Origin of the sequence: Leucobacter sp. G161 (genome assembly GCF_001482305.1) — a bacterium.
GTDB lineage: Bacteria > Actinomycetota > Actinomycetes > Actinomycetales > Microbacteriaceae > Leucobacter.
In genome coordinates, this window is the sequence record NZ_LOHP01000067.1 from 63086 (window position 1) to 81609 (window position 18524).

Sequence of the window (18524 nt, forward strand, 5' to 3'; positions counted from 1 at the left end):
AACACAGGAGAGACATGGGAGCGCAACTTCGGGTCTACAGGCAGCGCATTCGCTCTGCCCAGACGACCAAGAAGATCACCCGTGCGATGGAGCTCATCGCTGCCTCACGCATTCAGAAGGCTCGGGCACGCGTTGACGCCTCGACCCCGTACACCCAGGCAATCACCCGGGCTGTATCGGCGGTCGCGACGCACGCGAAGGCTGATCACCCGCTGCTGACCGAGGCTGACAAGGTCGAGCGCGCGGCGGTGGTGATCTTCACCTCCGATCGTGGGCTCGCTGGTGCGTTTAACTCGCAGGTACTTCGGGAGGCGGAGGAGCTCACTGAGCTGCTTCGCGCCGAGGGCAAGGACATCTCGTACTACCTCATTGGCCGTAAGGCTCAGGGGTACTTCACGTTCCGCCGCCGCGCTTCCGAGCGCATCTGGCTGGGCGACACCGAGGCCCCGGTATTCGAGACCGCCAAGGAAATCGCTGATGCGCTTATCTCAGCGTTCGGCCGCGACACTGCCGAGGGGGGAGTGCAGGAGATTCATCTCGTGTACAACCGCTTCATCAGCATGGTCACGCAGGCGCCGCAGGTTACCCGCCTGCTGCCACTGCAGATCGTCGAGGGCGTCGCCGAGGCGAGCGATGTAAGCCCGCTGTACGAGTTCGAGCCGGAAGCAGACGTCGTCCTCGACAAGCTGCTGCCCGACTACATCGAGTCGCGTATTTTCAACGCAATGCTCGAGTCGGCCGCCGCGAAGCACGCAGCCACGCAGAAGGCGATGAAGTCGGCGAGCGACAACGCTGACACGCTCATTCGCGACTTCACCCGCCTTGCAAACAACGCACGCCAGGCGGAAATTACCCAGCAGATTTCCGAGATTGTGGGCGGCGCTGACGCGCTGTCCTAATACCAGTACGAAGAAGGAAGAGACATGACCGATACGGCCACCACCAAGGTCGTCGGGCGCATCGCCCGAGTCACCGGCCCCGTCGTCGACATCGAGTTCCCGCACGACGCGATCCCCGCTGTCTACAACGCACTCGAGACGACCGTCAACATGGGCGAGGGCACGGAGCCTTTCACCCTCGTGCTTGAGGTTGCCCAGCACCTCGGCGACAACCTTGTCCGCGCGATCGCACTGAAGCCCACCGATGGCCTCGTCCGCGGCCAGGAAGTCACCGACACCGGCGAGTCGATCACCGTTCCCGTCGGCGACATCACCAAGGGCAAGGTCTTCGACGTTGCAGGTAACGTCCTCAACCTCCCCGAGGGTGAGACCATCGAGGTCAGCGAACGGTGGAGCATCCACCGCCAGCCGCCGGCCTTCGACCAGCTTGAGTCGAAGACTGAGCTCTTCGAGACCGGCATCAAGGTCATCGACCTCTTGACCCCCTACGTTCAGGGCGGCAAGATCGGCCTCTTCGGTGGTGCGGGCGTCGGTAAGACCGTCCTCATCCAGGAGATGATCCAGCGTGTTGCGCAGGATCACGGTGGTGTGTCGGTGTTCGCCGGTGTTGGCGAGCGTACCCGTGAGGGCAACGACCTCATCCACGAGATGGACGAGGCAGGCGTGTTCGACAAGACCGCCCTTGTCTTCGGCCAGATGGATGAGCCGCCCGGGACCCGTCTCCGCGTCGCACTCTCGGCCCTCACCATGGCTGAGTACTTCCGTGACGTGCAGAAGCAGGACGTGCTCCTCTTCATTGACAACATCTTCCGCTTCACGCAGGCAGGTTCCGAGGTTTCAACGCTGCTCGGCCGCATGCCTTCGGCAGTGGGCTACCAGCCGAACCTCGCGGACGAGATGGGTGTGCTCCAGGAGCGCATCACCTCGACCCGTGGCCACTCGATTACGTCGCTGCAGGCAATTTACGTGCCCGCCGATGACTACACCGACCCGGCTCCGGCGACGACCTTCGCCCACCTCGACGCAACGACCGAGCTGTCGCGTGAGATCGCATCGCAGGGTCTGTACCCCGCAGTTGATCCGCTGACCTCGACCTCGCGTATCCTCGACCCCCGTTACTTGGGCGAGGATCACTACCGCGTTGCGACCACGGTGAAGCAGATCCTCCAGAAGAACAAGGAACTCCAGGAGATCATCGCGATCCTCGGTGTTGACGAGCTCTCTGAAGAAGACAAGATCACCGTATCGCGCGCACGTCGCATCCAGCAGTTCCTCTCGCAGAACACCTACATGGCGAAGAAGTTCACCGGTGTCGAGGGTTCGACGGTTCCGCTCAAGGAGACCATCGAGTCGTTCGACGCTATTGCCAAGGGCGAGTTCGACCACGTTGCCGAGCAGGCATTCTTCAACGTCGGCGGTATCTCCGACGTCGAAGAGAAGTGGGCGCAGATGCAGAAGGATATGGCCTAATCATGGCGCTCAACGTCAAGGTCGTTTCCGCGACGCGCGAGATCTGGTCTGGTGCAGCCAGCCAGGTCGTCGCGAACACCGTCGAGGGCGAGATCGGTATCCTCACCGGTCACCAGCCGTTCCTCGCGCTCCTCGCCAAGGGTGAGGTTCGCGTGACAGCGGAAGACGGCTCGAAGGTTACTGTGAACGCGGACGACGGGTTCCTATCCGTCGACCACGACACCGTGACCATCGTCGCCGGCGATGCCGTGCTCGTAGCGTAGCTTCGAGTGAACGCTACGGCTGGGCTGACGCCCGTCACGCGCTAGGCTAGAACCACCATGCGTATCCTGTTGCCGCCCTCCGAGACCAAGCGTCTCGGAGGGCGGCACTCGTTTTCCCAGGCGGAGCTCTTCCGCGCCCAGCAGTGTGGCGCGACACGAGACGAAGTGCGCGCGGCCCTCGAACGGGTGAGCGGCGACGAGGAAGGCGCCACGAAGGCGCTCAAACTGGGCGTAAAGAACCGCGACGAACGGCTGCGCAACCTCGAGCTCGACACGAGCGGTGCGATGCCCGCGATCGAGCGGTATACCGGGGTGCTGTTCGACGCACTCGCGGTTGCTGAGTTGCCCGTGGCCGCCCGGGCCTGGATCGACGCACACGTGCACGTGCAGTCTGCGCTTTTCGGGCTGCTCCGTGCCAGTGACCTGATCCCCGGGTACCGGCTGTCGGCCTCGTCCCGGCTGCCCGAGCTTGGGAAGCCCCTCGCGAAGCTCTGGGCCGCCGAACACCGTGAGTCGCTCTTAGGAGCTGACTACGTGCTCGATCTGCGCTCAAAGGACTACGCGGCACTCGCGCCGTTGTCGGTACTCGGAGCTGAGCGCACGGACTACCTCGATGTCGTCGCGCGGGGATCGGATGGGGAAGTGCGTGCACTCAACCATTTCAATAAGGCCGCAAAGGGCGACCTCGTGCACCGGTTAGCCCTGGCGGCTCCGCAGATTGCATCGCGGGATGAATTACTTGCTTGGGCTGCTATCGAGGGGCTCGAAATGAGTGGCTCTGCCGCCGATGAAACCGTGCGGCTCGTGACCGATCAGGGGAAACCGGCCGCGAGCCGTTAGAATACATGAGTGCAGGAGACAAACAGGTGACGACCCACGGCGACAACGCAGTGAGGCGACGCCTCGCCTACCGTTCTGGCGGGGAAGCCGACATTGAGCTCTCCTGGCATGCCATCACGCACGTCGGGAACCGTCGTGAGACGAACCAGGACAGCTATATTACGGTGCCTCCGGTCTTTGCAGTCGCTGACGGCATGGGCGGCCACTCGGCCGGTGAGGTAGCTTCGGCTGCGGTTGTCCGCCGGTTGAACGAGCTCGCTGGCGACCTCTCGGTCACCGAGGACGACATTCTGGACATCCTCACCCAGGCCGTCGATGACATTGAAATCGACACGGGTGACACTGAGCTTGGGGCTGGCACGACGGTGACGGGCGTCATCATCGGGGAGCAGAGCGACGTACCGGTGTGGAAGGTCATCAACATCGGGGATTCGCGCGTCTATCAGTACTTCAAGGGCGCACTGAGCCAGATCACGGTCGATCACTCAGTGGTGCAGCACCTGCTCGATACGGGAGCGATCACCGAGGAAGAGGCGGAGGTGCACCCGCACTCGAACGTCATTACTCGTGCGGTCGGGCTCGGCGAAGCGCCCCTTCCCGACTACACCTCGCTTGCCCTGATCCCGGGCCAGCGGATCCTCATCTGCTCCGATGGGCTCACCAAGGAACTCACGGACGTCGGAATCCAGTACTTCCTGTCAACGCAGCAGACCGCCGAGGATGCGGCACGAACCCTCGTTGAACAGGCCTTGAACAATGCCGGGCGAGACAACGTCACGGTCATCGTGGTTGACGTGCACGCCGTCGGCGACGTCATCGATACCGGAAGCCTTGCTTCGAGCGGCATAGATCTTGATGTCAGCGGCGACGCTCAAAACGAATAGGAGCACACGTGCGCACCAACTCTTTCTCCTCGCGTTCGGTTCTTGCGGCAAAGCTGGGGGCGGCGTTGGTGGTTGCCGCTCTCGCGCTCACGGGGTGCAGCAGTGGGCCCGGAGAGCGGAGCGAAACCACGCTGACCAAGTCGGCGGATGGGGCGACGCTCACCGTCACGTACGTCGCTGAAGGCGATGACGTGGTTGAGCAGACCACCGAAAATATCGTGGTCTACGCGGAGAGCGGGATCGCGGATCGCGCCGCCGCTGAAGAACAGGTCGGCGAGCTCGTTGAACAGTACAAGGGAATTCGCGGGGTCGATCACGCGATCGAGTTCGGGGAGACCGAGCTCGTCGAGACGGTCACGATGAATTACACGGATCTCGATGTTGAGGCCTTCGCGAATGCGACGGGAGCCGGAGCCGAGGAGGATCCCGCCGCCGTCACGAAGGTGAGCCTGAAAGAGGCCGTAGCATCGCTCACAGGTGCTGGCTTCACCGAGGTCGAGTAACGCTTCGTTAGCCCCGTCGTCTGAGCGCGAGGATCGCGGCTGTTACGGCCGCGGCACACCACACGACGACGACTCCGAGGTCGGTCCAACTCGCTTCGAATGTGTGCCCCGCTAGCCCGGCCCGCATGAGGTTCGCCATCGGTTCGATGGGCAGCACCGCGTGGGCGGCCTGCAGCCACCCCGGAAGATTATCTGCGGGGAAACTGATTGGTGAGAACAGCAGGAGCAGGAACACGAGTAGCTGTGTCACGAGCTGGGTGATCATCGGCGCGAGAAGCGTCGCGAAAGCGTAGCCGATTGCTGCCGCGGTGAGTGCGACCAGGATCGCGACGGGCGCGATCCAGAGTGAGATGTCGTAGGTGATGTCGTAGCGCAGCGCGCCGGCGATCACTCCGAGCACGAGGCCGGGAAGCGCGAGCGCCGTCCACACTGTGAGGTCGGCGGCGAGATATGCTGCGCGCGGGAGAGGGAGTGTGCGGAGCCAGTCCGCGCTTCCCTCCATGCGTGATTGCATGGTGGCCTGCGGTGCCATCACGAGGCCGATGACGATGAGGTTGATGGTGGGTGCTCCGGTCGCGAGGAACAGTGCCGCCTCGGGGTCAACGTCGCCGATGAGGATCCCATACCCGAGCACGGTGGAGACCGCGAGCGCGGTTTGTACCACGACCATGAGCGGGAGGAACTGAGCTTGTCTGCGCACCTGCCACTGAATGAGCAGCAGCGTGCCGCGGAGCCCCTGAAGAGCTCGACCGGGGGCGCTGTGGTGCGCGCCGGCCTGGGGGAGTGCTGTGGTGCTCATGCTGCCTCCTCCGATCCGGCGCCGACGAGTTCAAGATAGACGTCCTCGAGTGAGGCAGGGGTGAGTGAGAAACGCTCAATCTCTCCGCGTCCGACCGCGGATTGTGCCCAGGCAACGCACTCTGCACCGCGGGCCGCGGGAACTGGGACGATTGCCTGTGCCGCGCGCACCATGCTCGCGTGCAGACCCGATGGCAGCTCCGGCAGGGCGTCACCCTCGATCTCGAGGAATAGTTCCCCGTGGAGGTGTCCTGTGAGCTGCGCCGGCGTCCCGGCAGCGAGTACGCTGCCGTTGTCGAGCACGACGAGGTCATCGACGGTGTGCTCGGCCTCGCGAACATTGTGCGTGACCAGCAACACTGCGGATCCCGCTGTTGCTGTCGCCCGAATCGCGTCCCAGAGCAGGCGGCGCCGCGCTGGGTCAACATCGTTCGTCGGCTCGTCGAGGATAACGAGCGGGCTCGGGTGCACGACGGTCATGCAGAACGCCGTGAGGCGGGCAACGCCGCCCGAGACCTTCTGCGCCGGGGTGTCAGCCCACGGCCCAAGATCCAGCGCGTCGAGGAGCTCGAGGGTGCGCTGGTGCACCGCTTGAGGTGCCCCGCCTCTGATGCGGCCGACGAGTTCGATCGCGGTTCGTGGGGTCAGGCCAGTGATTGGCACGTTCGCCTGTGCCTGCACGGCGACGAGCTGCCTGGCGCGGTCTGGGTGGGCGACCGCGTCGATTCCTGCCACCGCGATCGAGCCTTCGCTCGGCTTGAGCAAACCGACGATCTGGTTCGCGAGCGTGGTCTTGCCCGCTCCATTGTGGCCGAGGACGCCGAGTACCCTACCGGCGTGTGCGGCGAGCGTGATGTTGTCGTTGGCGGGGTTGGGCTTGCCGCGGTAGCGCTTCGTCAGGCCTTCGATGAGGAGCACTGGGGCGAAGTGGGGTCGGCCTGTGGGAGGCCGCTGCGGAGAGGCGAGAGTGGAAGACATGGGGTCCAATCGGGGTCGAGAGAAGCTTGTGCCACAGAATATACCCATCGGTATCTAGGATACGCAAGTACATTCTGGTGGGTATCTGAGGTACGCTGTGCGTATGAACTCGAAATACACCGGGCCGACCGACCCGACCGGTGAGCAGCGGATGCGCGACGCCGCACGCGCGCTCGCCGACGCTGCGGGGCAGTTCGGCCAGTCGTTCGGAGCCGCAGGCAGCCAGGCGGAAGCCGGGGTGACGAAGGGGCTGCTCGCTGCCGCCCAGGCGCTGGCGCAGGCAAGCGCCTGGGTAGAGCAGCGGTCGCGCCCGCTCAGCACCAAGGAACGGCTGCTCGAGCAAGCGGCTCGGCTGTTCGCGGAGCGCGGCTATGCTGGCGTCTCGCTCGAAGACATCGCGCAGGCCGCTGGGTTTACGAAGGGGGCCGTCTACAGCCACTTTGGGTCGAAGGAGCAGACGTTCCTCGCAGCGTTGCGCGCCGAAACTGACGCGCTTGCTGCGCTCCGGCACCGTGCAACGCTGCGCGATCCCGCCGTCGCCGCCGATGAAGGGGGCCCTACTGCGTCTGTGCGGCGTGAGGACGTCACGCAGGGAGTGACGCTCGCGCTTGAAGCGATGCTGTTTGGGCAGCGAGTGCCCGAACGGCGCGCTGAAGTCCGCGAGATCGTGGGGGTGTTCGTGAGTGAGCTTGCCGCGGCTGAGCAGACACTCGCTGCCGGAGGAGAAGCTGACACGCGTGTGTTGGACCGCGATGAGGCCGCCGTTGCTGAGCTCGCCATGCGCACGCTGCTGCTTGGATTGGCTGCTCACCCGGATGAGGGGGAGCAGTAGCGGCCCCCGAAACAACGCAGCAGCCCGGGCCAATCGGCCCGGGCTGCTGCGTTGTGCGGTACCGCCGGTTAGGCAGTGGCCGTCAGTGCCTCGCGGAGCACGCTGACCACATCGAGTAGGAGCTCGTCGGTCATCTTCAGCGACGGCAGGAAACGGATCGCCTCGCCGTAGAGGCCGGCTGAGAGCAGGATGACGCCGTTCTTTCCTGCGTAATCAATGATCGCAGAAACGCGCTCGGCGTCTGGCTCAAGCGTGCCGGGCTTGGTGATCTCGATCGCGAGCATCGCGCCAAAACCGCGAACCTCGGCGATGCAGTCGAACTCGGACTGCAGCTGGCGCAGCCCGTCACCGAACGTCTTGCCGATGCGCTGGCCCTCGGCGAGCAGATCGAGCTTCTCGATCTGCTCGAAGACCGCAACGGCCGCCGCGCACGAGACGGGGTTGCCGCCGAACGTACCGCCGAGGCCACCGGGCAGCGACTTATCCATGATCTCAGCACGTCCGGTGATGCCCGACAGCGGGAGGCCGCCAGCAATCCCCTTCGCAGTGAGGATGATGTCTGGCTCGACGCCGAAGTGCTCGATCGCGAACATCTTGCCGGTGCGTGCCATGCCTGCCTGCACCTCATCGGCGATGAACACGATGCCGTTTTCCTTGCACCACGCAGCGAGTGCGGGGAGGTAGCCGTCGGCGGGAACGACGAAGCCGCCCTCGCCCTGCACCGGCTCGACGATGAGGCACGCGAGATCAGCAGCGCCCGCAGTCTTCTCAAGATGGTTGATGGTGCGCTTCGCGGCCTCTGCGCCGGTCAGGCCATCGTGCAGCGGATGCGAGTTCGGGGCCCGGTAGATGTCTCCGGCGCGGGGGCCGTAGCCGAGCGCGTATGGCGAGCCCTTATGGTTCATGCTGCTCGTGAGCATCGTGCGGCCGTGGTAGGCATGCTCGAGCACCGCGACGCCGGGACGCCCGGTGTGCTTGCGGGCGATCTTCACGCCGTTCTCGACGGCTTCGGCGCCCGAGTTCATGAGCAGCGTCTTGTAATCGCCCTGGCCGGGTGCATGCTCGGCGAGGAGCTCTGCGACGCGCACGTAGGGCTCGTAAGCGTTCATCGTGAATAGCGTGTGCGTGACCTTGCCGAGCTGTTCGCGGGCTGCCTCGACGACTGCTTCGTCAGTGTGACCGATGGTCGTGACGCCGATGCCGCCACATACGTCGATGAGCTGGTTGCCGTCTACGTCGACCACGATCGAGTCGTGCGCTCGCTCAATGTATACCGGGAAGACGGTGTGCACGCCGGGAGGGACAACCTTCTTGCGGCGCTCGTGGATCTCCTGCGAGCGGGGCCCGGGGATCTCGGTGATGAGCTTCCGCTCCTGGGTAATTTCTGCTTCCAACATGTCTGAGCTCATGCTCCAAGCTTACTCCTGGAGTTCCGAGGACTCTACGATAGTTCTATGCGGAGCGAACACGAGTACCTCATCGAAGTTGAGTGGCGCGGTAATCGCGGTACCGGGACAAGCGGATACCGCGAATACGGGCGAGAACTCGTCATTCGCGCGGAGGGGAAAGCGGAGCTCGCCGGGTCGGCGGACCCCACCTTCCACGGGGACCGGGATCGCTGGAACCCCGAGGAGTTGCTCGTGACAGCGCTCGCGCAGTGCCACATGCTGTCGTACCTGCACATGGCCGTACGCGCGGGGGTCGTCGTGACGGGCTACGTGGATCGGGCGGTGGGGGTCATGCGGCAGGCTGGCCTCGGCGGCGAGTTCACCCTGGTGACGCTGCGGCCCGAGGTGACGGTGTCCGACGAAACGATGGTCGAGGCCGCCCTCGCGGCGCACGCTGAGGCGTTCGAGAATTGCTTTATTGCCCGATCGGTGAACTTCCCGGTCCGTCACGAACCCACGATCACCGTCGCGCAACACGGTTAAAGGTCGGGAAACCCGCTGGCGGCGTAACACGGCAGCGGGCGCCTCCCACTGGCAATACAATGGAACCCATGGCCAAGTCGTCTTCGTTCTCCGTCTCCACTCCCATCTTCTACGTGAATGACGCTCCCCACATCGGGCATGCGTACACCGAGGTGGCCGCGGACGTGCTCGCCAGGTGGCACCGCCAGGCGGGTGACGACACGTTCTTCCTCACGGGAACGGACGAGCACGGCCAGAAGATTTTGCGTACCGCGACGGCGAATGGCGTCCACCCGAAGGAGTGGGCCGACCGTCTCGTTGAGACGTCGTGGATCCCGCTGCTTGACACGATCAACATCTCGAACGACGACTTCATCCGCACCACCGATGCGCGCCACAAGGCAGGCGTCGAGGTCTTCCTGCAGCGCCTGCATGACGATGGCCACGTCTACGCCGGCGAGTTCGAGGCGCTGTACTGCGTCGGGTGTGAGGAGTTCAAGCCCAAGAGTGAGATCGTCGACGGCGAGGGTGCCTACGAGGGTGAAAAGGTCTGCTCGATCCACTCGAAGCCGCTCGAGCTGCTGCACGAGAAGAACTACTTCTTCAAGATGAGCGCGTTCCAGGATCGCCTGCTCGCACTCTACGAGGAGCGTCCCGACTTCGTCCAGCCCGCGAGCGCGCGCAACGAGGTCATCGCGTTTGTGCAGCAGGGGCTCGAAGATCTCTCGATCTCGCGCACATCGTTCGACTGGGGTATCCCGATCCCGTGGGATTCCGCCCACGTGACGTACGTCTGGTTTGACGCGCTGCTGAACTACATCACCGCGCGTGGCTACGGCGCGAACCCTGAGGACCCGGCGGCCGAGCTCAAGCACTGGCCGGCTGCGCAGATCGTCGGCAAGGATATCCTCCGCTTCCACGCGGTGATCTGGCCGGCAATGCTCATGGCCGCTGGCCTCGAGGTGCCGTCGAACGTCTTCGCACACGGCTGGCTGCTCGTCGGCGGCGAGAAGATGTCGAAGTCGAAGCTCACCGGTATCGCGCCGAACGAGATCACCGACACGTTCGGCGCCGATGCGTTCCGCTACTACTTCTCGCGCGCTGTCTCCTTCGGGCACGACGGTTCGTTCAGCTGGGAGGACCTTGCGGCCCGCTACCAGGCTGAGCTTGCGAACGGCTTTGGTAACCTCGCGAGCCGATTGCTCGCGATGAACGTCAAGTACTTCGAGGGGCGCGTCCCCGAGGCCGGTGCAGAGACCGCGGCCGATGCCGCGATCCGCGAGCTCGCCGCTCGCGCCGCGCGCGAGGCCGACGCCCACATCAACGAGTTTGCGATCCACGAGGCGCTCAGCGTCACGTGGGAGCTCGTCGACGCACTCAACGGCTACATTACCGAGCAGCAGCCGTGGGTGCTTGCGAAGGACGAGGCCCAGCGCGAGCGGCTCGGCACAGTGCTGTACACCGTCACCGACGGCCTACGCGTGCTCGCTGAGCTGTTGCATCCAGTGATCCCCGAGTCGACCGCGAAGCTCTGGCACGCGCTTGGCGCAGAAGAGACACTCGGTGATCTCGACGCGCAGCCCATCCGCGACGCCGGCACCTGGGGACGCCTGCCAGCAGGCACCCAGCAGCACCCACTCGCCGTGCTCTTCCCGCGGATCGAGACCGAGGGCGACAGCAAGTGACCGCCGCCGAGGGCGGCACGCCCTCCCAGACCCCGGCCGGCGGTCTGCGCACGCGCAACACTGACGGTGGGAGTGCGTCGAAGGATCGTGCCCAGCCGCGCCCCGAGAACCCGGAGCCGCTGCCGTTCCCTGTGTACGACAACCACACCCACATGGAGTTCGACTTTGACGGGGAGGTGCTCGACCCGCTCGAGTCGCTCGCTCGGGCTGAGGCCGTCGGCGTGCGCGGCGTCGTGCAGGTTGGCACCGACCTCGAAACGAGTCGCTGGAGTGCGGAGTTTGCCGCGAACGACGCCCGCGTGCTCGCAGCCGTCGCGCTCCACCCCAACGAAGCGCCACGCCTCGCGGCGGCAGGTAAGCTCTCCGAGCACCTCTCTGAGATTGCAAGGCTCGCCACGCAACCCCGCGTGCGCGCGGTGGGGGAGACCGGGCTCGACTTCTTCCGCACCGGCGAGGACGGCCGCGACGCGCAGTACGAATCGTTCGAAACACACATCGAAATCGCGAAGGCGAACTCGATCGCGCTGCAGATCCACGACCGAGACGCGCACGACGAGGTCGTGGCCACGCTGACCCGCGTGGGAGCTCCTGCGCGCACCGTGTTCCACTGCTTCTCGGGCGACGCCGCTCTCGCGCGGATCTGCAACGAGCGCGGCTGGTACATGTCATTCGCGGGCACGATGACCTTCAAGAATGCGCCTGCCCTGCGGGAAGCCCTCGAGATCGCCAGGCCCGAGCTCGTGCTCGTCGAGACCGACGCACCGTTCCTCACACCCGAGCCGTTCCGCGGCCGCCCGAACGCCCCGTACCTCATGCCGCACACCGTGCGCAGACTTGCCGAGGTGCAGGGGAAGTCGCTCGCGGACGTGTGCGAGCAGCTCGCCGCCAACACAGAACGCGTGTACGGCACGTGGGAGATGGATACCGATGAGTAGCGCCCTGCTTGGCCCCGTCGAGGTCCGCGAGCTTGCTGAACGCCTCGACGTCTCGCCGACGAAGAAGCTCGGCCAGAACTTCGTCATCGACCCGAACACGGTCCGCAAGATCGTGCGGCTTGCCGGTGTCGAATCAGGCAACCTTGTCATCGAGATCGGCCCGGGCCTCGGCTCGCTCACCCTCGGCATCACCGAGGTGGGGGCGGACGTCACTGCGATCGAAATCGACTCGCGGCTCGCGGCTGAGCTGCCGAACACGATCCGCGCCATGCAGCCCGAGGCCGCTGATCGCTTCAGGGTGATCCACACCGACGCGCTCGACCTGTCGGCTGAGCACCTCGCGACGCTCCCGGGCCAGCCGACGGCGCTCGTCGCGAACCTGCCCTACAACGTGTCGGTCCCGATCCTCATGCACCTGCTCGAACTCATTCCCGAGCTCAACCGTGGGCTCGTGATGGTGCAGGCCGAGGTCGGCTACCGGATCGCTGCGGGCCCCGGCTCCAAGGAGTACGGATCGCCGAGCGCGAAGGCCGCCTGGTACGGCGAGTGGGGGATCGCCGGCACGGTGAGCCGCCGCGTGTTTTGGCCGGTTCCCGGCGTGGACTCGGTGCTCGTGTCGTACGTGAAGCGCGACGCGCCCATCGGCTCAGAGACCGAACGTGTGCGTACGTTTGAGCTCGTGAACGCCGCGTTCGCGCAGCGTCGCAAGATGATCCGGCAGGCTCTGCAAAGCGTTCTCGGAGCTGATCGCACCGTGGAAATCATCGAGGCCGCCGGCATCGCACCGACGGCCCGGGCCGAGCAACTGCACATCGAAGACTTCCTGGCGATCGCGCGGAGCGGACGCTAGCGGATTTGCGCTAGCGTAGGTACTATGCGGAGCGACCAGCGAAGATCGATCACCGTGCGAGCGCCGGGCAAGATCAATGTGTACTTTCGTGTTGGCGCTCTGCAATCCGACGGCTATCACGAAGTGGCGTCCCTGTACCAGGCGGTCTCTCTCTTCGAAGAAGTTACTGCGGTCAAATCTGACAGCTTCACGCTGCGCTTCGGCGGGCCGATCGAGACGGCGGGTCTCCCGGTTGACGACACGAACCTCGCGATCCGCGCGGCGAAACTCCTCGCGTCGCACACAGGATACGGCGGCGGCGTAGATCTCACCGTGCTCAAGCGCGTGCCGATCGCCGGCGGAATGGGCGGCGGATCAGCCGACGCGGCGGCGACACTGCTCGCATGCGACGAGCTGTGGGAGACCGGGGTCGGCAGGGCCGGGCTCGTTGCACTCGCAGCGGAGCTCGGAGCGGACGTGCCGTTCGCGCTCGAAGGCGGTACTGCTGTCGGAACTGGCCGCGGCGATGAGCTGAGCCCAGCGCTCGCAAAGGGCACGTTCCACTGGGTGCTCGCGCTGTCAGACGGCGGGCTCTCCACGCCCGAGGTGTACGACATGCTGGATCAGCACCGCGACGACCACCGCAGCGAGCTCGGGCAACAGCCCGAGTATGTGAAGGTGGAGACCGCGGTGCTCCAAGCCGTCCGGGTGGGAGATGCCGAGTCGCTCGCCGATTCGATGCACAACGACCTGCAAGCCGCGGCGCTCAGGCTCGCGCCTGAATTGTCGCAGCTGCTCGAACTCGGTGAGTCGCGCGGAGCACTCGCCGGCATCGTCTCGGGCTCGGGACCGACGGTCGCGTTCCTTGTCGAGAGCGCGCAGGAAGCCTCGGAGCTGCGGTCGGTGCTCATGCGTGCCGGCATCAGCGCCCTCACCGCAACGGGCCCCGTGCACGGGGCGCGGGTCATCGAGGGCTAGCTGCGTGCTCTGACCGCTCAGTGATGCGCATGCGCCGCCGATGGGTCCGGGAAGTTATTGCGGAAGCGCGGAATAGATCTCGTCGCCCCGGAGTTGCACGGGACGTGAACAATACGATCCGCATTGATATTTGGTCTGACATCGCCTGCCCGTGGTGCTACATCGGCGCGAACCGCTTCCGCGTCGCGGTCGAGCAGTTCAAGGCCGACAATCCCGAGGTTGAGTTTGAGATTGAGGGGCACAGCTACGAGCTCGCCCCCGACACCCCGCTGAACTTCGAGGGCAGCAGATCGACTTCCTCGTGAAGCACAAGGGCATGCCCCGCGAGCAGGTCGAAGATATGCTCGGCCAGATGACCGGCATGGCCGCAGCGGAGGGCATCACCTTCGACTTCGAGAAGGTCGCCCATTCCAACACCGCTGCCGCCCACCGCGTGCTTCACCTTGCCAAGGAGCAGGGCATCTATGACGAGGTGCTCGCGCGACTCTTCAAGGCCTACTTCGAAGAGGGCGTAAACATGAGTGACGTCGCGCAGCTTGGTGCGGTGCTCGACGAGGTCGGGCTGAACCCCGAGGAGGTGGAGGACGCGTTCGAGAGCGAGAGCTTCGGCGAGGCCGTGGAGCGCGACATCACCCGGGCCCGCATGCTCGGCGTCACCGGCGTACCCTTCTACCTCATCAACGAAAAGTACGGTGTTTCGGGCGCGCAGCAGCCGGAAATGTTCGTGAGCGCCTTCGAGCAGGTCCTCACCCTCGAAGCTGAGGGCGGTCAGCCCGACTGAGTCCCTACTGAGAGGTCAGTCGATCGCCGGCCGCAGCACGCGCGTCCGGCATAGAATTCACGCAGACGAGAGGATCCACGATGAACGAAACGACGACCCAGCAGCCCGAGGCCGCAGCTCAGCCCGCGGCTCTGAACCCCGAGGCCAGCATCGCCGGTGCGGCGGCGTTCGCGAGCGCCGAGAGCATGGAGATTCTCAACCTGCTTGGGGACGACTCGGCTGGCGGCTCCTGCTGCGGCGGAAGCTGCTGCGCCCCGAGCGAGTAGCCACCCGCGCGCACCGCGCGCCAACCAAGAATGCGCGCCCCGGCTTCGGCCCGGGCGCGCATTCGTCGTTGCTGGGGGAGGCGCGCGCCGCCGGCCCCACCGAGGGCTTTACTGCGGCGCAGCTAGGCCGGGGCCTCCCTCGCGTGCAACGGCCAGGAGCATCGCCACACGTGCACCCTGAAGTCCCCGTTTAATCCATTCCGCCCCGTTTTCGGCCTTCGCAAGGGTCGGTTCGAATAAATAGGGTTGGTTCGAATAAATAGGGTCGGTTCGAATAAAAAGGGTCGGTGGGGATGCGAAGGGGGCCGCGCCGCCGCCTACTCAGGAAGCGCGTCGCAGCTCGGGGTCGCAGGAAGGCCCGCCGCGCGGTCCAGCGTCCACTCAATAAGTTGCGGGGTGAGCGGCGACTCCTCAGCGACGAGCGACAGGTGGTCGAGACCCGCAAACTCGCGATAGTCGATGTCGATGCCGGCCTCGCAGCGATCCCGAACCCACTCGCGCTGCTGCTCGGCCTTCACGAGCGGATCAGCGAGCCCCTGCGCGACGAGCACCGGAGCGGGGAAGGGGCCCGTGGGCGTCTGCGCGCGGAGAAGATCTCCGAACTCGCCGTCGAGCACCTCGTCGGGGAAGATCTGGTTCGGGACCTGCGTGCCGTGGAGGATCGCGGACAGGGCGTCCTGGCCGTTGAAGCACAGATCCTGAATCTTCTCGACACCGCGCGCGGATCCCGGAGTGAGCTGCGAGGCAAGCTCGAGCTCGGGGTAGAGCTCCGCCCAGGTCGCGGCGATATAAGCGGAAACCGTCTTGCCTGCCGCATCGCTCTTGTTGACCTCGGCGAGGCCGAAGAGGTCGGCCGCCGGGGCGAACGCGGCGATGCCCGTAATCGGCACATCGGGGGCGTAATCTGCTGCGACCTGGCCGGTCCAGAGCGAGCCCTGCCCGCCCTGCGAGTGCCCCCACAGCACCGTCTCCGCAGTGACGTCGAGCGCGTCGAACTCCTGCGCCGCGCGGGCCGCGTCGAGCACGTTGCGGGCTTCGGCGTCGCCGATGAGGTAGGGGTGCGCGCCTGCGGTTCCGAGCCCGATGTAGTCGGAGGTGACTGCCGCCCAGCCCTGCTCAACGACGAGCTGTTCGAGCGCCGCGCCCGCTCCGTCGGCGAGCGGGGTCGCGCTGAGTGAGGGCGCGCACTTCGCCGCAACGCCGGTCGTGCCGTGCGAGGCGGAGAGCAGCGGGAGTGGATCGGTGCCCCGCTGCTTCGGCGCGACGATCGTTCCGCTCGAGATGGCGGGGGAGCCGTCGAAGCTCGTGGTGGTGTAGAGGATCTTCCACCCCTCCGCGCCCTTCGGCAGACCCGTCTTCAGTGGCTCTGCGCGGATCAGCCGCCCCGGCTCAGCGGGCACGCTCTCAGGCGGGGTGTAGAACTTGCCGGGCTGCGGCAGTGGCACGCCGCCGAGGATCCATCCGCTGCCGAGCGCGACACCTACTGCGAGTAGCAGCGCAAGGCTCGCGCCGATCGTGCGCGACCAGCGGGCGACTCTGCCGCGCTTGCGGGGCTGCGTTGGCGAGTTCCGGTAGAGCGCCGCCATGACGAGCTGCAGCCCAAAGAACACGAACCAGGCCCCGACGCCGAGACGGAAGAGCGTGAGCGTGAGCACGGGCCAGGCGAGCGCGACGACGCCGAAGACGACGCTCGCGAGCGCGATGATGATGCTCGTGGCCCGCTGGTCGCCGCCGTGGCGGATCACCTGCACCGTCTGCAGGACGCCGTGGCCGATGAGCGACGCCCCGACAAGAAACGCGAGCCACGGCGCACCCCCGACGGGCCACGCCGCGATGAGCACGCCGAGCACGAAGAGGACCGCGCCGAAGACACGAGCAGATACCTTCGTAAACCCGTCGAGTGTGGGGAGGAGATATGCGGCGATCCCTGCGAGCGCGAGCCCGATGCCGGTGACGACCGCGATCTGGTGGGTGGAGAGCGGGGCGAGAACGAGCGTGATGCCGAGCCCGATCGCCGCGAGCCCGATGACCGCACGGAGGGGGCCGGCGAGGCCCGCGAGCGCCTGTGCGACGGTGGTTCTCAGCGGCACGGTCACGCCTTTCGTTCTCGCACCTGGTGCGGTTCATGCGCCCGAGTGCTTCTGGCGATGCCCCCAGAATACCGGGCAGCGACAGGAGGGGTCGCGAAGGAGGTAGGAACTGGATTACTCGTTCATAAATTGCGACATTTGCCATGAACCAATTAGGGGCTAGCTCAATATTTACTTTGAAGCTACCATGTGTTTTGTAGCACGGGGCCGCGGTCGCATCGACCGCGGCTGAGTGATGCCGCAACCCGGCGGTGCCTAGTGCTCTTTGGGGGAAACGTAGATGCTGAATATCCAATCGCGCCGCAACCCGGTCGCGATCCTTATAGGAGCGCTGTTCACGCTGGCGCTCGCGCTCGGAATGGTCACGCTGCCATCCGGCCCGGCTCACGCAGCCGAAATGACGGAGAACGCCGGCGACTTTCGCTACCGCTTCGATCCGACTGCTCCCGAAGCAGGTGCGGTCGTGGACTACTACTACGGGCAGCGGGCGGTGGACGTAGTCATTCCCGCAGAAGTACAGCTCCGCGGGAAGAACTACGCGGTCACTGGCATCGGCAAGGACGCGTTTTTCTACGCACCGATCACCGCAATCACGATCCCTGATGGCGTCACCTTCATCGGTGAGCGGGCGTTTGGCAACACCGGCTTTGCAGAGGTCGTCATCCCTGACTCGGTGACCTCAATAGGTGACTCGGCATTCGCGGAGTCGAAGCTCGAAACCATGACGTGGCCGAAGAACGTAACTGTGATTGGGGACGAGACGTTTTCACGCTCCCCGCTCCGCAGCATCGACATCCCGGAAGGCGTGACCTCGATCGGGGACGCAGCGTTTAGCTCCACGAAGCTCACGACGGTGAAGTTGCCATCAAGCTTGACGTCCATGGGCACTCGGGCATTCGCCTACACGCTCCTCACCTCGGTCGAACTATCGCCGAACCTCACCGCGATTGCTAACCAGGCGTTTAGCCAGGCCCCGCTCGAGAGCGTGGTCATCCCTGAAGGGGTGACCTCCATCGGGACTATGGCGTTTTTCCAGAGCAAGTACCAGGGCTCAATCTCTGGTACCCCCACAGGTTTGCAGTCGGTCACCCTGCCGAGCACCCTCACACATCTTGGCGACGACTCCCTGTTGGGAGGACGCCTGACGGCGATCGACTTCCCCGCGGGGCTCGTGTACATCGGCAGCGGAGCGCTCAACGGCAACCAGCTCCAAGATGTCACCATCCCGGCCTCGGTCACCGTGATCGGGTCCGGCGCATTCACGGAGAACCCGTCGCTCGCAGGGATTACCCTCGAGGGTGACGCCCCGGAGATTGCCCAGGCGGGCCGCGGCGAGTCCTTCCCGAGTGACACCGCCACGCTGCACTTCCTGTGCGTCTACGACAACTACAACAAGGCAGAATGGCAAGGCTACGACCTGTCGAGTGAGTGCGAAGTTACCTTCGACTATCAGTATGACGGGAAGGTATCTACGGTGGTCACGGACTACCGGCACCTGCTCGAACGGGTCTGATGCACGTTTAGGTGACAGTTTGGTCAGGCCGCGAGTGCGACCTGTTCGTTCATGATGGTCTCGTATTCGA

The 18524-nt window shown here is 65.2% G+C and carries 20 protein-coding genes; 16 read left to right on the top strand and 4 right to left on the bottom strand.

What is annotated here, in order from left to right; translation table 11 throughout:
- Positions 1–14: 14 nt before the first annotated feature.
- From AUL38_RS11400 to AUL38_RS11425, 6 genes are read left to right on the top strand one after another with little or no spacing between them, the layout of a single operon-like run.
- Complete coding sequence (locus AUL38_RS11400) at positions 15–899, top strand: F0F1 ATP synthase subunit gamma (RefSeq protein ID WP_059062286.1); 885 nt, start codon at positions 15–17, stop codon at positions 897–899.
- A 24-nt stretch (positions 900–923) separates the two neighbouring features.
- The gene (gene atpD, locus AUL38_RS11405) at positions 924–2369 is read left to right on the top strand and encodes a F0F1 ATP synthase subunit beta (RefSeq protein ID WP_059062288.1); all 1446 of its coding nucleotides are present in this window, start codon (positions 924–926) and stop codon (positions 2367–2369) included.
- Positions 2370–2371: 2 nt separating this feature from the next.
- Positions 2372–2632: a F0F1 ATP synthase subunit epsilon gene (locus tag AUL38_RS11410; protein ID WP_059062289.1), complete on the top strand. Its 261-nt coding sequence runs from the start codon at positions 2372–2374 to the stop codon at positions 2630–2632.
- Positions 2633–2689: 57 nt separating this feature from the next.
- Positions 2690–3472, top strand: coding sequence for a YaaA family protein (locus AUL38_RS11415; RefSeq protein ID WP_059062292.1), 783 nt, complete (start codon positions 2690–2692; stop codon positions 3470–3472).
- A 5-nt stretch (positions 3473–3477) separates the two neighbouring features.
- A complete protein-coding gene (locus AUL38_RS11420) occupies positions 3478–4356 on the top strand; it encodes a PP2C family serine/threonine-protein phosphatase (protein ID WP_153006566.1) in 879 nt (292 codons plus the stop codon).
- An 8-nt stretch (positions 4357–4364) separates the two neighbouring features.
- A complete protein-coding gene (locus AUL38_RS11425; protein ID WP_059062296.1) occupies positions 4365–4859 on the top strand; it encodes a DUF1307 domain-containing protein in 495 nt (164 codons plus the stop codon).
- A 7-nt stretch (positions 4860–4866) separates the two neighbouring features.
- Here AUL38_RS11425 and AUL38_RS11430 read toward each other — a convergent pair whose 3' ends face one another.
- Both AUL38_RS11430 and AUL38_RS11435 read right to left on the bottom strand, forming a co-directional pair.
- Positions 4867–5658: an ABC transporter permease gene (locus AUL38_RS11430; RefSeq protein WP_083506821.1), complete on the bottom strand. Its 792-nt coding sequence runs from the start codon at positions 5656–5658 to the stop codon at positions 4867–4869.
- Entirely contained in the window at positions 5655–6575 is a 921-nt protein-coding gene (locus AUL38_RS11435) for an ABC transporter ATP-binding protein (RefSeq protein ID WP_235590701.1), read from the bottom strand. Before AUL38_RS11435 ends, AUL38_RS11430 begins: the two co-directional genes overlap by 4 nt.
- A gap of 163 nt (positions 6576–6738) precedes the next feature.
- On the opposite strand from AUL38_RS11435, the gene AUL38_RS11440 reads away from it, so the two are divergent.
- Positions 6739–7467: a TetR/AcrR family transcriptional regulator gene (locus tag AUL38_RS11440; RefSeq protein WP_059062301.1), complete on the top strand. Its 729-nt coding sequence runs from the start codon at positions 6739–6741 to the stop codon at positions 7465–7467.
- 68 nt (positions 7468–7535) lie between these two features.
- On the opposite strand, the gene gabT is transcribed toward AUL38_RS11440, so the two are convergent.
- Positions 7536–8876 (bottom strand): 4-aminobutyrate--2-oxoglutarate transaminase, encoded by a 1341-nt coding sequence (gene gabT, locus AUL38_RS11445; protein WP_059062303.1) that lies wholly within the window; start codon positions 8874–8876, stop codon positions 7536–7538.
- Between the two features lie 45 nt (positions 8877–8921).
- Between gabT and AUL38_RS11450 the strand changes: the two genes are divergently transcribed.
- From AUL38_RS11450 to AUL38_RS11480, 8 genes are all read left to right on the top strand, one after another.
- Positions 8922–9398: an OsmC family protein gene (locus AUL38_RS11450; protein ID WP_059062305.1), complete on the top strand. Its 477-nt coding sequence runs from the start codon at positions 8922–8924 to the stop codon at positions 9396–9398.
- A gap of 68 nt (positions 9399–9466) precedes the next feature.
- Positions 9467–11062, top strand: a complete 1596-nt coding sequence (gene metG / locus AUL38_RS11455) for a methionine--tRNA ligase (protein ID WP_059062307.1) — start codon at positions 9467–9469, stop codon at positions 11060–11062.
- Positions 11059–11997, top strand: coding sequence for a TatD family hydrolase (locus AUL38_RS11460; RefSeq protein ID WP_083506822.1), 939 nt, complete (start codon positions 11059–11061; stop codon positions 11995–11997). Before metG ends, AUL38_RS11460 begins: the two co-directional genes overlap by 4 nt.
- Entirely contained in the window at positions 11990–12847 is an 858-nt protein-coding gene (rsmA, locus tag AUL38_RS11465; protein WP_059062309.1) for a 16S rRNA (adenine(1518)-N(6)/adenine(1519)-N(6))-dimethyltransferase RsmA, read from the top strand. The genes AUL38_RS11460 and rsmA overlap by 8 nt, the downstream gene beginning before the upstream one ends.
- 24 nt (positions 12848–12871) lie before the next feature.
- On the top strand, positions 12872–13804 hold the full coding sequence (locus AUL38_RS11470) for a 4-(cytidine 5'-diphospho)-2-C-methyl-D-erythritol kinase (RefSeq protein ID WP_059062311.1): 933 nt from the start codon (positions 12872–12874) through the stop codon (positions 13802–13804).
- Positions 13805–13908: 104 nt separating this feature from the next.
- Positions 13909–14109: a DsbA family protein gene (locus tag AUL38_RS17900; protein ID WP_255355612.1), complete on the top strand. Its 201-nt coding sequence runs from the start codon at positions 13909–13911 to the stop codon at positions 14107–14109.
- An 11-nt stretch (positions 14110–14120) separates the two neighbouring features.
- Positions 14121–14585, top strand: a complete 465-nt coding sequence (locus AUL38_RS17905; RefSeq protein WP_255355613.1) for a DsbA family protein — start codon at positions 14121–14123, stop codon at positions 14583–14585.
- A gap of 80 nt (positions 14586–14665) precedes the next feature.
- Complete coding sequence (locus AUL38_RS11480; RefSeq protein ID WP_059062313.1) at positions 14666–14851, top strand: hypothetical protein; 186 nt, start codon at positions 14666–14668, stop codon at positions 14849–14851.
- A gap of 317 nt (positions 14852–15168) precedes the next feature.
- On the opposite strand, the gene AUL38_RS11485 is transcribed toward AUL38_RS11480, so the two are convergent.
- Positions 15169–16941, bottom strand: coding sequence for a lipase family protein (locus AUL38_RS11485; protein ID WP_059062333.1), 1773 nt, complete (start codon positions 16939–16941; stop codon positions 15169–15171).
- 280 nt (positions 16942–17221) lie between these two features.
- On the opposite strand from AUL38_RS11485, the gene AUL38_RS11490 reads away from it, so the two are divergent.
- Positions 17222–18454, top strand: a complete 1233-nt coding sequence (locus AUL38_RS11490; protein ID WP_059062315.1) for a leucine-rich repeat domain-containing protein — start codon at positions 17222–17224, stop codon at positions 18452–18454.
- Positions 18455–18524: the final 70 nt, after the last annotated feature.